Below are 12,481 nucleotides of genomic sequence, written 5' to 3'. Positions count from 1 at the left end.
TCTCTCTGAAATGGCGACAGGTGGTGGGCACGCTTCGCTTCGCGCACCCTACGAGACCTTCGTCAACCCGCCAGATCCAGCTTCGACGCGACCGTCGAATCCGCGTTGAGCCGGTAGATGATCGGCACGCCGGTCGCGAGCTCGCGCTTCAAAATGCCTTCGGGCGACAGCTTCTCCAGCACCATGATCAAGGCACGCAGCGAATTGCCGTGGGCCGCAACCAGCGTGCGCTTCCCGTTGAGCACGCCGGGCAGGATTTCCTGCACGTAATAGGGCAGTGCACGCGCCAGCGTGTCCTTGAGGCTTTCGCCGCCGGGCGGCGGCACGTCGTAGGAGCGGCGCCAGACATGCACCTGCTCCTCGCCCCACTTCTTGCGGGCGTCGTCCTTGTTGAGCCCGGAGAGGTCGCCATAGTCGCGCTCGTTCAGCGCGAGATCCTTTGACGTGGGCAAACCGGTCTGGCCGAGCTCGGTGAGAATGAGATCGAGCGTGTGCTGTGCGCGCGTCAGCACTGAGGTGAAGGCGACGTCGAACACCAGGCCCTGGGCCTTCAACTTGCGGCCGGCCTCCTTGGCTTCCGCGACACCCTGCTCGGTGAGATCGGGATCCTTCCAGCCCGTGAACAGGTTCTTCAGATTCCATTCGCTCTGGCCGTGGCGCACGAGCACGAGAAGACGTTCGCTCATTGAGTGCTTTCCGTTTGGTTCTTCTAGATGTCTGCGAGGCCGAGCACGTCGGCCATGGAGTAATGCCCCGGCTTCTTGCCATGCGCCCAGAGCGCCGCCTTCAGCGCGCCGTGCGCGAACAGCATGCGGTCTTCGGCGAGATGCGACAATGTCAGACGCTCGAACGGGCCGAGAAAGGTGACGCTGTGCTCGCCGGCGACGGTGCCGCCGCGCAAGGACGCAAAGCCGATCGCGCCCGGCTTGCGCGCGCCGGTGATGCCGTCGCGGCCACGTTCCGCGTTCTCCTCGAGCGAAATGCCGCGACCGGCGGCTGCGGCCTGGCCCAGCATCAGCGCGGTGCCGGAGGGCGCATCGACCTTCATGCGGTGATGGGTCTCGACGATCTCGATGTCAAAACTTTCGTCGAGCGCCTTGGCGACGCGCTTGACCACGGCGGCGAGCAAATTGACGCCCAGGCTCATATTGCCCGACTGCACCACGACCGCGCGATTGGTGACGCTCTTGATCACGGCGTTGTCGGACGCCGACAGCCCGGTGGTGCCGATGACATGGACCAGCCCACGCTCAGCCGCGATCGCGACATTAGCGATGGTCGCGGCCGGCACGGTGAAATCCAGAATGCCATCGGCATCTTTCGACATCGCCCAGAGATCGGCGGACAACTTGATACCGTTGGCCGGGAGCCCTGCGAGCACACCGGCATCCTTGCCTAAGAGCTCCGAGCCCGGCGCCTCCAGCGCGCCAGCCAATACCGCGCCTTTGCTGTCGGCAATCGCCCGCGTCAGGGCGCGGCCCATCCGGCCGCCGGCTCCCGCAACAATCAAGCGCATGTCTGACATGGTGTGATCCTCTCAGGCGCCGTTGTAGCGGCGGGATGCAGTTCCGGCAACCGAGGGGGATCAAAGGCCGTCATTCCGGGGCGCCCGAAGGCGAACTCTGGTGCGCAATTGCGCACCTGAGAATCTCGAGATTCCTGGCTCGATGCTGCGCATCACCCCTGAATGACAGAGCGTCTCAACCGTCCGCCGGCTGCGGACCGTCATAGCCCTCGATGATGATGAGGTCGGCAATCGAGTGCGGCTGGCGCACCTTGATGTTGGCCTGGTATTCCGGCGAATTGTAACAGGCGATCGCGGTTTGATAATCAGGGAATTCGATCACGACGTTGCGGGTACGGCTGGCGCCTTCGACTGTTGTGAACTTGCCGCCGCGGATGACGAAACGGCCACCCCACTTCTTGAAGATCGGACCGTTGGCGACGGCATAGGGCTTGTAGCCCTCGTCATTGTTCACGTCGACGCGTCCGATCCAGTAGCCTTTTGCCATTGTTCTTCTCCTTTTTTGATTTGTTTGATCAGCCGAGTGCCTGCGCGATCTCGGCCTGGATCGCTTCAGCGATCGCCTTGGGATCGGAGGCTTCCACCACCGGCCGCCCGACGACGAGATAATCGGCGCCCGCGGCAATTGCGCGGCCGGGCGTCATGATGCGCTTCTGATCGCCTGACGCCGCTCCCGCCGGACGGATGCCTGGTGTGACGAGGTTCATCTGCTGGCCGACGATCTTGCGCAAGGCGCCGGCCTCCTCGGGCGAGGACACGAGACCGTCGATGCCGAGCGCCTGCGCCTGCCGTGCGCGCGCCTCGACCAGCTCGGAGACACCGAGCCGGAAGCCTGCCGCATGCAGATCGTCGTCATTGTAGGAGGTCAGTACCGTCACCGCGAGAAGCTTCAGCTTCGAAGAGCCGCGACCCTCGACGGCGCCCTTCATCGTCTGCGGATAGGCATGTACGGTGAGGAAGGTCGCGCCCAGCCTGGTGATGCTCTCGACGCCTTGTGAGACCGTGTTGCCGATGTCGTGCAGCTTGAGATCGAGAAAGACCTTCTTGCCGCTGTCAGCAAGCTTGGTAACCAGCGGCAGGCCGCCGGCATAAGCAAGGCGATAGCCGATCTTGTAGAATGTGACGCTGTTGCCGAGCCTGGTGACCATCGCCTCCGCGGCATCGACGCTGGGCAAATCGAGCGCAACGATCAGGCGGTCTTTCGGGGCAATTTCGGCTGGCCTCATGTCACCTCACATCATGCGTTGGGAAATGTCGATCAACTGCCGCACCATCTGCTTCAGCCCGTCGCTATCGGCCTGGCTCTTGAGCCTGTCCATATCGTCATAGGCCTGGTCGGCAAAGGCGAGCGTGAACTGGCTGGCGATCACATTGGCGTGGCACGACGTCAAAATCAGCCGCAATGCCTGCAGCGCGCGGGCGGCGCCAAGGCGGCTCTGCGAAGCACCGGCGAGCGCGAAGGCGCGGTTGCGGAAGACGTCTCCGCGTGCCTCGTGCGGATCCTGCACGCGGCTGACCCAGTCGATCGCGTTTTTCAGCAGCGGCGGCACGGAGGCGTTGTATTCGGGCGAGACGAACAGCACGCCGTGATGCGCGCCGATCATGCGCTTGAGGTTGATGGCGTGCTTGGGCACGCCTGACTTGGCCTGGAGATCGCCGTCGTAGATCGGCAGCGGAAAATCGGCGAGCGAGATGCGGGTGATTTCGACGCCGGCCTGCGCGAATTCATAAGCGGCGACCGCCGCCAGCTTCACATTGTGCGAGCCGGTGCGCAGCGAGCCGGGAATGACCAGGATCTTCGGGGCTGACATCCTCTTCCATACGTTCGGCGAAACGAGCCCGCCGCGTAAAGGAAGACGCCAGCGGAATTAGTACTTGCGATACACCCAGACGCGGGCCGGCGGAAGGTTCATCCAGATCCGTTCCGAAGCCTCTGTGGACACGCCGGGCAGCGATTTCGGGATCGGCGGCACCACCGCATAGGTGAACTGAACGAAGGGGGCGCCGGGCGCGAGCGCCGTGAAGGCATCGCGAATCAGCCGCAGGCGCGTCAGCATCGGTTTTGTGACCAGCGGCAGGCCGGAGACCACCGCGCTGGCCGGCGCGCTCAGCACATTCCAGAGCGTGTCGCGCAGGCGATAGGCATCGCCCTGCACCACCTTGGCCTGCGGATAGCGGTCGCGCAAAAGCGCGCAGAAGCCGGGATTGTATTCGACGAGGACGAGGCGCTTTTGATCGACGCCGCGCTCGACCAGCGCCGAGGTGATGGCGCCCGTGCCGGGTCCGAGCTCGACCACCGGGGCATCCGAATTGACGTCGACGTAATGCGCCATGGTCCGCGCGAGCAGCTTGCCCGACGGCATCACCGCGCCCATGTGGAGGGGCTTTTCGATCCACGATCTGAGGAAGCGCACCTCGTCATCGAGACGGGGCTTCTTCAACGCACGCGCGGACGACGGCAATGGCATGTCTGGACCGGACGGGACGAGACCGCGTGAGCGCGGCGTGTCAGAAAATGGTCATAAAGACGTATAGGCCGAAGTCGATACGGTCAAGCCGCGTCAGTTCGCCCGATTACCGAAGAAATCCTTGACCTTGGCGAAGAAGCCCTCGGATTCCGGCTGGGTGTTGCCGGAGGAGAGTTTTTCGAACTCGGCCAGCAATTCCTGCTGCTTCTTGGTGAGATTCTGCGGGGTCTCGACCACGACCTGGACATACATGTCACCCATCTGGCGCGAGCGCAGCACCGGCATACCCTTTGATGCGATGCGGAATCGGCGGGCGGACTGGGTTCCGGCGGGCACCTTCACCTTGGCCTTGCCCTTGTCGATGGTGGGCACCTCGAATTCGCCGCCGAGCGCGGCCGTGACCATCGAGATCGGCACGCGGCAATGCAGATCGGCGCCGTCGCGCTGGAAGAACTGGTGCTGGGCCAGCGACAGGAAGATGTAGAGGTCGCCGGGCGGACCGCCGCGGACGCCGGCCTCGCCCTCGCCGGCGAGCCGGATCCGGGTGCCGTCCTCGACGCCCTGTGGAATGTTGACCGACAGCGTTCGCTCGCGCGTGACGCGGCCCTGGCCCGAGCAGGACGGGCAGGCATCCTCGATCATCTGGCCGCGGCCCTGACAGCCGGGGCAGGTGCGCTCGAGGGTGAAGAAGCCCTGCGACTGCCGCACGCGGCCGGCGCCGCCGCAGGTCGAGCAGGTCTTCGGCTTGGTGCCGGCCTTGGCGCCGATACCCGAGCAGGCCTCGCAGGTGACCGAGACCGGAATCTCGATCTGCGCGGTCTTGCCGCCAAAGGCCTCCTCGAGGGTGATTTCCATGTTGTAGCGCAGATCGGCACCGCGCTCGCGGCCGCCGCGGCCGCGCTGCCCGGCCATGCCGAACAGATCTTCGAAAATGTCGGAGAAGGAGGATGCGAAGCCCGCGCCGAAACCGGCGCCGCCGCCGGGACCGCCCTGCTCGAACGCAGCATGGCCGAAACGGTCATAGGCCGCGCGCTTGTCCTTGTCCTTCAGGACTTCATAGGCCTCGTTGATTTCCTTGAACTTGACCTCGCTGGTCTCATCCCCGGGATTGCGGTCGGGATGGAATTTCATCGCCAGCTTGCGAAACGACGATTTCAGCTTGCCCTCGTCGGCCGTGCGTTCGACTTCGAGGGTTTCGTAGTAGCAGCGCTTGGTGGACGTGGACATGTCTGACTCAGGTCTATCCGATCGCGATTCAAGTCGAAGCGAAACAACGTCGCCACACGACGACATAGGCAGCCTTCCGCATCACTGCAGCGGGCTGCATGGCAGCGTTGAGCATAACGGCTGGGAATTGATTGATCGTAACGGGACTGACTCCAAAAGAGTTGCCGCCCGTCGAGCCCGACACGAAGGCCTCCCCCCTGAAGGGGGAGGCCTTGAGAGCGTGTGGGGTCCAAGCCGTCCGCATCATGACCCTCTTGGGGCTTATGCGGACTTCTTGTTGTTCTTGTCGTCGTCGACCTCGGTGAATTCCGCGTCGACGACGTCATCCTTCGCAGCGTCCTTGGCCGCATCGGCCTCGGCCTGCTGCTTGTACATGGCCTCGCCGAGCTTCATCGACGCCTGAGCCAGCGTGTTGGTCTTGGCCTTGATCGCCTCGGCATCGCTGCCCTTCAGCGCTTCCTTGAGGTCGCTGACGGCGTCCTCGATGGCGCGGCGCTCGGTCTCGGAGACCTTCGAACCGTGCTCGGCCAGCGCCTTCTCGGTGGAGTGCACCAGCGCGTCGGCATGGTTCTTGGCATCGACCGCCTCACGGCGCTGCTTGTCGGCCGCGGCATTGGCCTCGGCGTCCTTGACCATCTTGTCGATGTCGGCTTCCGACAGACCGCCTGAGGCCTGGATGCGGATCTGCTGCTCCTTGCCGGTAGCCTTGTCCTTGGCCGAGACGTTGACGATGCCGTTGGCGTCGATGTCGAAGGTCACCTCGATCTGCGGCATGCCGCGCGGAGCCGGCGGAATGCCCATCAGGTCGAACTGGCCGAGCATCTTGTTGTCGGCCGCCATTTCACGCTCGCCCTGGAAGACGCGGATGGTGACCGCGTTCTGATTGTCCTCGGCGGTCGAGAACACCTGGCTCTTCTTGGTCGGGATCGTGGTGTTGCGGTCGATGATGCGGGTGAACACGCCGCCCAGCGTCTCGATGCCCAGCGACAGCGGGGTCACGTCGAGCAGCAGCACGTCCTTGACGTCGCCCTGGAGCACGCCGGCCTGGATCGCGGCACCGATCGCCACGACTTCGTCCGGGTTGACGCCCTTGTGCGGCTCCTTGCCGAACAGCTGCTTCACGACTTCCTGGACCTTCGGCATGCGCGACATGCCGCCGACCAGAACGACTTCACCGATCTCACCGGCAGTGACGCCGGCGTCCTTCAGCGCCTTGCGGCAGGGCTCGACGGTCTTCTGGACGAGGTCGTCGACCAGCGCTTCGAACTTGGCGCGGGTAAGCTTCATCGTCAGATGCTTCGGGCCGGTCTGGTCCGCGGTGATGAAGGGCAGGTTGATCTCGGTCTGCGTCGTCGACGACAGCTCGATCTTGGCCTTTTCAGCGGCTTCCTTCAGGCGCTGCAACGCGAGCTTGTCGTTGCGCAGGTTGATGCCCTGCTCCTTCTGGAACTCGTCCGCGAGGTAGCCCACGAGGCGCATGTCGAAGTCTTCGCCGCCGAGGAAGGTGTCGCCGTTGGTCGACTTCACCTCGAACACGCCGTCGCCGATTTCGAGAATGGAAATATCGAACGTGCCGCCGCCGAGGTCGTACACGGCGATCGTGCCGGCCTTGGTCTTGTCGAGGCCATAGGCGAGCGCGGCCGCGGTCGGCTCGTTGATGATGCGCAGCACTTCAAGGCCCGCGATCTTGCCGGCGTCCTTGGTGGCCTGGCGCTGGGCGTCGTTGAAGTAAGCGGGAACGGTGATGACCGCCTGGTCGACCTTCTGGCCGAGATGGGCTTCCGCGGTCTCCTTCATCTTCTGCAAGATGAACGCCGAGACCTGCGAGGGCGAGTAGGTCTGGCCGTCGGCCTCGACCCAGGCATCGCCGTTGGAAGCCTTCACGATCTTGTACGGAACGAGCTTCTTGTCCTTCTCGACCATGGGGTCGTCGTAGCGGCGGCCGATGAGGCGCTTCACTGCGAAGAACGTACGCTCTGGATTGGTCACGGCCTGACGCTTGGCAGGCTGGCCGACGAGGCGCTCACCGTCGTCAGTCACGGCGACGATCGAAGGCGTCGTGCGCATGCCTTCGGAATTCTCGATGACTTTGGCGTTCTTGCCATCCATTACGGCGACGCACGAATTCGTGGTGCCGAGGTCGATCCCAATGACCTTTCCCATGGTCCTGATATCCTTCTTTTTGCGGCAGGTTGGCTGGGCCCAGAAGGCACCCGAACCGAAACCCCCTAAGATCAAACATTCGCGATATTGCGATGGTTGAGGCTCATATAGGAGGGGGGGAGGGGCCCGCAAGGACCGAACGCAACTTTGGGCCGTGAAAACATTGGGTTTTGGAAGATCGTATCCGGGCTCAACCGCACTTGCGGGTGAGGAAATATTAACAGGTTCGGCGATCGAGCGGCCGCCCGCCGCGATCCGCGGCCCGGCCCTGTTACCGCCGCGCCAAACCCGCTAAAAGGCGGCCGGCCGGACGGTCTCGCCATGGGGCTGCTTCGCGCGACAAAGCGCCCGAGGGCCGACCATCGTACGGCCTCAATGTGAACCAATCAGAGTGCCCATGAAGCTGATCCGCCCCCTCGCCGCACTCGTCCTCCTCGTCGCTTCGGCGCTTCCGGCGCTTGCCGCCGACGCCGTTTACCCGCCGGGACTGCGCCTCGGCATGGTGCCTCTGGTCGGCCTCAGCAAGGCCAAGACCTTCCCGGGCTTCGAGAACGAGGACGGCAGCGTCAAGGTGCTGATCACCGAGCTGCCGCCGGCGGCCTATAACGAGGTCGTCAGTGCGTTCAACGCCAATCCGGCCGGCACCAACGGCGTCAAGCCGGACAAGATCGAGACGTCGGCAGGCCTTGCGTATTTTACCACCGAAGGCGCCAAGGTTGGCGACACGCTGGTGAAGCGCTATTCGATGATCGTGCCGGGCACCGGCTTCTCCGGCTATGTCGCGGTGCAAATTCCCGAGAACGCTGCGAAGATCTACACAGACGAAGCGGTGCGGCAGATGTTTGCGACCGCCACTATCCGCAAGGAGGTGTCGGTCGACGAGCAGATCGGGCTGCTGCCGTTCAAGATCACCGATCTCGCCGGCTTCAAGGACGTCCGTACGCTGGTGCCGGGCTCGAGCATCATCCTGGCCGACGGCAGCGAGAGCTCGGGCTATGAATCCAAGCCATTCATCATCCTCGGCCTGATCGGCGCCACCCCGCAAGCCGCCGACGACCGCGCCCGCTTCGCCCAGGAGGCGGCCCTTCAGATTCCGGGTTTGCGCGAAACCAAAATCACCATGTCGGAGCCGATCCGCATCAACAGCCAGCCCGGCTTCGAGACCCGGATCGACGGCGTCAGCGGCAAGGACAAGACCCCGGTCACGGTGGTGCAGTGGATCCGCTTCGGCGGCGGCACCTCGCTGCGCATCATCGCCAGCGCCCCGCGCGACCAGTGGTCCGATGCCTTCACCCGTTTCCGCGCCGTGCGCGACGGCATCCAGCCGAAGGGTTAGGCGCGCTCGTCCAACAAACTCGGTGTCGCCCCGGCGAAGGCCGGGGCCCATAACCACAGGGAGCGGTTATGGCGCGAAGTGGTAACTCCGAGTCTTCGCCAAACTATTACTGCGGCGTATGGGTCCCGGCCCCCCCGTGCGCAATTGCGCACTAGGCCGGGACGACAGTGATGCCGGGGCTAACAGCCCAACCAATCACCAAACCCGGCTGCATTTTCGGGCTTTCGTTCGTACACGAACGGAACTAGGCTTCCCTCCATTGGATCAGCTTGAGATCATCCTGGAGGGGAGGCGGACGATGCTTAATCGACGACAGATCTTGGCCGCGATGGGAACGACGGCGCTTGCGAGCCTCGCTCCATCGGCACTGTTCGCAGCAGCTGCGATCAAGCCGGACGACTCTTCCGCGCTGCTCGTGATCGACGTGCAGAATTGCTTCCTGCCCGGCGGCAGCCTCGCGGTGAAGGAAGGCGAGCAGGTCGTGCCCGTCATCAACAAGATGGCGAAAGCGTTCTCGAACGTGGTGATGACGCAGGACTGGCACACGCCCGGCCACGTCTCGTTCGCATCAGTGCATTCGGGCAAGAAGCCGTTCGAGACCATCGACCTGCCCTATGGCAAGCAGGTGCTGTGGCCCGACCATTGCGTGCAGGGCACCGACGGCGCCTCGCTGTCGAAGGATCTCTCGATCCCGCAGGCCGAGCTCATCATCCGCAAGGGTTTTCACAAGGACGTCGACAGCTATTCGGCCTTCCTCGAAGCCGACGGCAAGACGACGACTGGCCTTGCTGCGTATCTGAAGTCGCGCAAGATCAAGCGCGTCTTCGTTGCGGGTCTCGCGACGGATTTCTGTGTCGCCTGGACCGCGCTCGATGCGCGCAAGGCAGGCTTTGAAGTCTATGTCGTGGAAGACGCCTGCCGCGGCATCGATACGCAGGGCTCGCTGGCAAAGGCCTGGGCCGACATGGCCAAGGCCGGCGTGAAGCGGATTCAGTCTACGGATATCGCGGTCAGCGCGTAAGGCGCACACGCCGGACCTTGAGGAGACTCGCGCAAGCGCGCTCCTCAAAATCGCTCAGTTCGATTCGTTGCTGTTCGCCGCAGGCGCAGCCTTCGCGCCGCCCTTGGCGACGCCGACCAGCGCCGGGCGCAGCACGCGCTCGCCGATGGTGTAGCCGGCCTGCATGACCTGCACGACGGTGCCCGCGGGCACCGATGCGTCGGGCACTTCGTACATCGCCTGCTGGAAGTTCGGATCGAACTTCTGGCCCAAGGGATCGAACTTCTTCACGCCGTGCTTTTCCAGCGCACTGAGCAGCGATCGCTCGGTGAGTTCGACGCCTTCGATCAGCGCGGTCAGGCCGGGATCGGCGGTGGCACGCGCTTCAGCCGGAACGGCGTCGAGCGCGCGCTGGAGGTTGTCGGCGATGTCGAGCACGTCGCGGGCAAAGCCGGTGACACCGTAGAGCTTGGAATCGGCGACTTCCTTGGCGGTACGCTTGCGCAAATTCTCCATCTCGGCGAGCGTCCGCAGCATGCGGTCGCGCGCCTCGGCGGCTTCCTTCTGCAACAGCTCGACCGAACCCGGCTCGGGATCGTCGGGCATGATGTAGGGCTTCGACACCACGGGCTCGCCGGTCGGCGCGGCCGTGTCTTCGGGTTGCCGGGTTGGATCGGTCATCGGCTGCTTCTCGAACTCGCTCAGGGGGAGGTTTTCTGGCCCGGATATCGTGCTTCGGGCGCCGAAAATCAAGCGCCCGTGATCGGCTCAAATGCCGGTCAGCCCCCTACTAGCCTCCCAGCAGGCGACTGACGATGCGGGCGGCGTAGTCCACAGTCGGGATCACGCGGGCATAATTCAGCCGCGTCGGCCCGATCACGCCCAAAACGCCGACGATGCGGCCGGCGGCATCCCGATAGGGCGAGATGATGGTGGAGGAGCCCGATAGCGAAAACAGCTTGTTCTCGCTGCCGATGAAGATCCTGACACCTTCAGCGGTTTCGGCGCGCCCGAGCAGGTCGATCACGCCACGCTTGGTCTCGAGATCGTCGAACAGCAGCCTGACACGCTCGAGATCCTCCAGCGCATGCAGATCTTCCAGCAGATTGGCGTGGCCGCGGACGATGAGCTGGCGGTCCTCATTCTCGCCGCCCGACCAGCTCGCGATGCCGGCCGAAATGACCTTTTGCGTCAGCTGATCGAGCTCGGCGCGGGCCTCGCCAAGCGCGGTTTCGAGCTCCAGCCGCGCCTCTGCCAGCGTCCGGCCGCGGATCCGGGCGTTGAGGAAATTGCCGGCCTCCGTGAGCGCAGAGGATGGAACTCCGGGCGGCAGGGTCAACACGCGGTTTTCGACCTGACCATCCTCGCCGACCAGGATCACCAACGCCTTTTCGGGTTCCAGCCTAACGAATTCGATGTGTTTCAGCCGCGCATTTGATTTTGGCGTCAGCACGACGGCGGCGGCGCGCGTGAGACCGGACAGCCGCGTCAGCGCTTCCGACAGCGCCGCCTCGACGGATTGGGCGTGGCCGACGGTCGCGAGCTGGCTCTGGATCGACTGCCGCTCGGCCTCGTTGAGGTCGCCGACCTGCATCAGGGCGTCGACAAAGAAGCGCAGGCCGAGTTCCGTCGGCAACCTTCCGGCCGAGGTGTGCGGCGCATAGATCAGGCCGAGCTGTTCCAGATCGGCCATGACATTGCGGACCGAGGCCGGCGACAGCGGCATCGCGATCAGGCGCGAGATGTTGCGCGAGCCGACCGGCTCACCGGTCGCGAGATAGCTTTCGACAATTTGTCGAAAGATGTCGCGGGAACGCTCGTTGAGCTGGGCGAGGCCTGCGCGCGGCGCGATCAGATGGATCGGATCGTGATGGGCCACAGACGGCAACTCCTCTCAGATGCTTGTAATTTGGCCATCCAGGACGGTTCTGACAAGCGCGGCGTTTGCGGGGTCGATATCAGGGGGTGAAAAAGCCTTGCTGCCCACCCTGACCCCACCTACAAGCACCGCGAACAGCCCTACCCCATGAGTTCTGGAGGATTTCCCATGCGGCCAAGCCGCCGTGCGCCCGACGAATTGCGCCCCGTGACGCTGGAGCGCGGCGTGGTCAAATATGCGGAAGGCTCCTGCCTCGTGAAATTCGGCGACACCCATGTGCTGGTCACCGCCACGCTGGAAGATCGCCTGCCGCCATGGCTGAAGGGCCAGGGCCGCGGCTGGGTCACCGCCGAGTATGGCATGCTGCCGCGCGCGACCTCCGAACGCACCCGCCGCGAAGCCGCCGCCGGCAAGCAGAGCGGCCGCACCGTCGAGATCCAGCGCCTGATCGGCCGCTCGTTGCGCACCATCGTCGACCTCGAAGCGCTCGGCGAACGCCAGATCACGGTCGATTGCGACGTGCTCCAGGCCGACGGCGGCACCCGCACGGCGTCGATCACCGGCGCCTGGGTCGCGCTGGCCGACTGCATCGCTTGGATGAAGGCGCGCAACATGGTCAAGGCCAACGTGATGCGCGACAACGTCGCCGCGATCTCCTGCGGCATCTACAACGGCACGCCGGTGCTCGATCTCGACTACGCCGAGGATTCGGAAGCCGAGACCGACGCCAATTTCGTCATGACCGGCGATGGCCGCATCGTCGAGGTGCAGGGCACCGCAGAACGCGAGCCGTTCACGCAGGACGAGTTCCTGAAGCTGATCGCGCTGGCGCAGAAGGGCATCGCGCGTCTGGTGGACTTGCAGAAACTGGCTGTCGCGTAGT

Annotated in this window: 13 protein-coding genes; 3 read left to right on the top strand and 10 right to left on the bottom strand. The window is 64.3% G+C overall.

Features of this window, described 5'->3' with window-relative positions; genetic code table 11:
- Positions 1-62: 62 nt before the first annotated feature.
- The 8 genes from XI06_RS38020 to dnaK form a co-directional block, all read right to left on the bottom strand.
- Positions 63-686, bottom strand: coding sequence for a 2,3-bisphosphoglycerate-dependent phosphoglycerate mutase (locus XI06_RS38020; RefSeq protein WP_237860841.1), 624 nt, complete (start codon positions 684-686; stop codon positions 63-65).
- Between the two features lie 23 nt (positions 687-709).
- Positions 710-1,525 (bottom strand): 4-hydroxy-tetrahydrodipicolinate reductase, encoded by an 816-nt coding sequence (dapB, locus tag XI06_RS38015; RefSeq protein WP_128948833.1) that lies wholly within the window; start codon positions 1,523-1,525, stop codon positions 710-712.
- A 175-nt stretch (positions 1,526-1,700) separates the two neighbouring features.
- The gene (locus tag XI06_RS38010; protein ID WP_237860843.1) at positions 1,701-2,012 is read right to left on the bottom strand and encodes a DUF1330 domain-containing protein; all 312 of its coding nucleotides are present in this window, start codon (positions 2,010-2,012) and stop codon (positions 1,701-1,703) included.
- A gap of 28 nt (positions 2,013-2,040) precedes the next feature.
- Positions 2,041-2,751, bottom strand: a complete 711-nt coding sequence (gene pyrF / locus XI06_RS38005) for an orotidine-5'-phosphate decarboxylase (protein ID WP_271607676.1) — start codon at positions 2,749-2,751, stop codon at positions 2,041-2,043.
- 6 nt (positions 2,752-2,757) lie between these two features.
- Positions 2,758-3,336 (bottom strand): NADPH-dependent FMN reductase, encoded by a 579-nt coding sequence (locus XI06_RS38000; RefSeq protein WP_237860847.1) that lies wholly within the window; start codon positions 3,334-3,336, stop codon positions 2,758-2,760.
- A gap of 57 nt (positions 3,337-3,393) precedes the next feature.
- Entirely contained in the window at positions 3,394-3,993 is a 600-nt protein-coding gene (locus XI06_RS37995; RefSeq protein ID WP_237860849.1) for a class I SAM-dependent methyltransferase, read from the bottom strand.
- Positions 3,994-4,086: 93 nt separating this feature from the next.
- The gene (gene dnaJ / locus XI06_RS37990) at positions 4,087-5,220 is read right to left on the bottom strand and encodes a molecular chaperone DnaJ (RefSeq protein WP_237860851.1); all 1,134 of its coding nucleotides are present in this window, start codon (positions 5,218-5,220) and stop codon (positions 4,087-4,089) included.
- A 261-nt stretch (positions 5,221-5,481) separates the two neighbouring features.
- Complete coding sequence (gene dnaK, locus XI06_RS37985; protein WP_237860853.1) at positions 5,482-7,383, bottom strand: molecular chaperone DnaK; 1,902 nt, start codon at positions 7,381-7,383, stop codon at positions 5,482-5,484.
- A 397-nt stretch (positions 7,384-7,780) separates the two neighbouring features.
- On the opposite strand from dnaK, the gene XI06_RS37980 reads away from it, so the two are divergent.
- Together XI06_RS37980 and pncA are read left to right on the top strand one after the other, a co-directional pair.
- On the top strand, positions 7,781-8,719 hold the full coding sequence (locus XI06_RS37980) for a hypothetical protein (protein WP_237860855.1): 939 nt from the start codon (positions 7,781-7,783) through the stop codon (positions 8,717-8,719).
- 298 nt (positions 8,720-9,017) lie between these two features.
- On the top strand, positions 9,018-9,740 hold the full coding sequence (gene pncA, locus XI06_RS37975; protein ID WP_271607675.1) for a bifunctional nicotinamidase/pyrazinamidase: 723 nt from the start codon (positions 9,018-9,020) through the stop codon (positions 9,738-9,740).
- A 54-nt stretch (positions 9,741-9,794) separates the two neighbouring features.
- Here pncA and grpE read toward each other — a convergent pair whose 3' ends face one another.
- Both grpE and hrcA read right to left on the bottom strand, forming a co-directional pair.
- Positions 9,795-10,400: a nucleotide exchange factor GrpE gene (gene grpE / locus XI06_RS37970; RefSeq protein WP_237860859.1), complete on the bottom strand. Its 606-nt coding sequence runs from the start codon at positions 10,398-10,400 to the stop codon at positions 9,795-9,797.
- Positions 10,401-10,509: 109 nt separating this feature from the next.
- A complete protein-coding gene (hrcA, locus tag XI06_RS37965; RefSeq protein ID WP_237860861.1) occupies positions 10,510-11,598 on the bottom strand; it encodes a heat-inducible transcriptional repressor HrcA in 1,089 nt (362 codons plus the stop codon).
- 168 nt (positions 11,599-11,766) lie between these two features.
- On the opposite strand from hrcA, the gene rph reads away from it, so the two are divergent.
- Positions 11,767-12,480 (top strand): ribonuclease PH, encoded by a 714-nt coding sequence (gene rph / locus XI06_RS37960; RefSeq protein WP_237860863.1) that lies wholly within the window; start codon positions 11,767-11,769, stop codon positions 12,478-12,480.
- The last annotated feature ends 1 nt before the right edge of the window (position 12,481 follow it).

This window comes from Bradyrhizobium sp. CCBAU 11434, from assembly GCF_028128895.1.
GTDB lineage: Bacteria > Pseudomonadota > Alphaproteobacteria > Rhizobiales > Xanthobacteraceae > Bradyrhizobium > Bradyrhizobium zhengyangense.
This window is presented reverse-complemented; position numbering and strand designations above follow the sequence as displayed.

Excerpts from the sequence above, each read along its gene's own strand:
- XI06_RS38020 (WP_237860841.1), bottom strand. The coding sequence starts at position 686 with ATGAGCGAACGTCTTCTCGTGCTCGTGCGCCACGGCCAGAGCGAATGG.
- dapB (WP_128948833.1), bottom strand. The coding sequence starts at position 1,525 with ATGTCAGACATGCGCTTGATTGTTGCGGGAGCCGGCGGCCGGATGGGC.
- XI06_RS38010 (WP_237860843.1), bottom strand. The coding sequence starts at position 2,012 with ATGGCAAAAGGCTACTGGATCGGACGCGTCGACGTGAACAATGACGAG.
- pyrF (WP_271607676.1), bottom strand. The coding sequence starts at position 2,751 with ATGAGGCCAGCCGAAATTGCCCCGAAAGACCGCCTGATCGTTGCGCTC.
- XI06_RS38000 (WP_237860847.1), bottom strand. The coding sequence starts at position 3,336 with ATGTCAGCCCCGAAGATCCTGGTCATTCCCGGCTCGCTGCGCACCGGC.
- XI06_RS37995 (WP_237860849.1), bottom strand. The coding sequence starts at position 3,993 with ATGCCATTGCCGTCGTCCGCGCGTGCGTTGAAGAAGCCCCGTCTCGAT.
- dnaJ (WP_237860851.1), bottom strand. The coding sequence starts at position 5,220 with ATGTCCACGTCCACCAAGCGCTGCTACTACGAAACCCTCGAAGTCGAA.
- dnaK (WP_237860853.1), bottom strand. The coding sequence starts at position 7,383 with ATGGGAAAGGTCATTGGGATCGACCTCGGCACCACGAATTCGTGCGTC.
- XI06_RS37980 (WP_237860855.1), top strand. The coding sequence starts at position 7,781 with ATGAAGCTGATCCGCCCCCTCGCCGCACTCGTCCTCCTCGTCGCTTCG.
- pncA (WP_271607675.1), top strand. The coding sequence starts at position 9,018 with ATGCTTAATCGACGACAGATCTTGGCCGCGATGGGAACGACGGCGCTT.
- grpE (WP_237860859.1), bottom strand. The coding sequence starts at position 10,400 with ATGACCGATCCAACCCGGCAACCCGAAGACACGGCCGCGCCGACCGGC.
- rph (WP_237860863.1), top strand. The coding sequence starts at position 11,767 with ATGCGGCCAAGCCGCCGTGCGCCCGACGAATTGCGCCCCGTGACGCTG.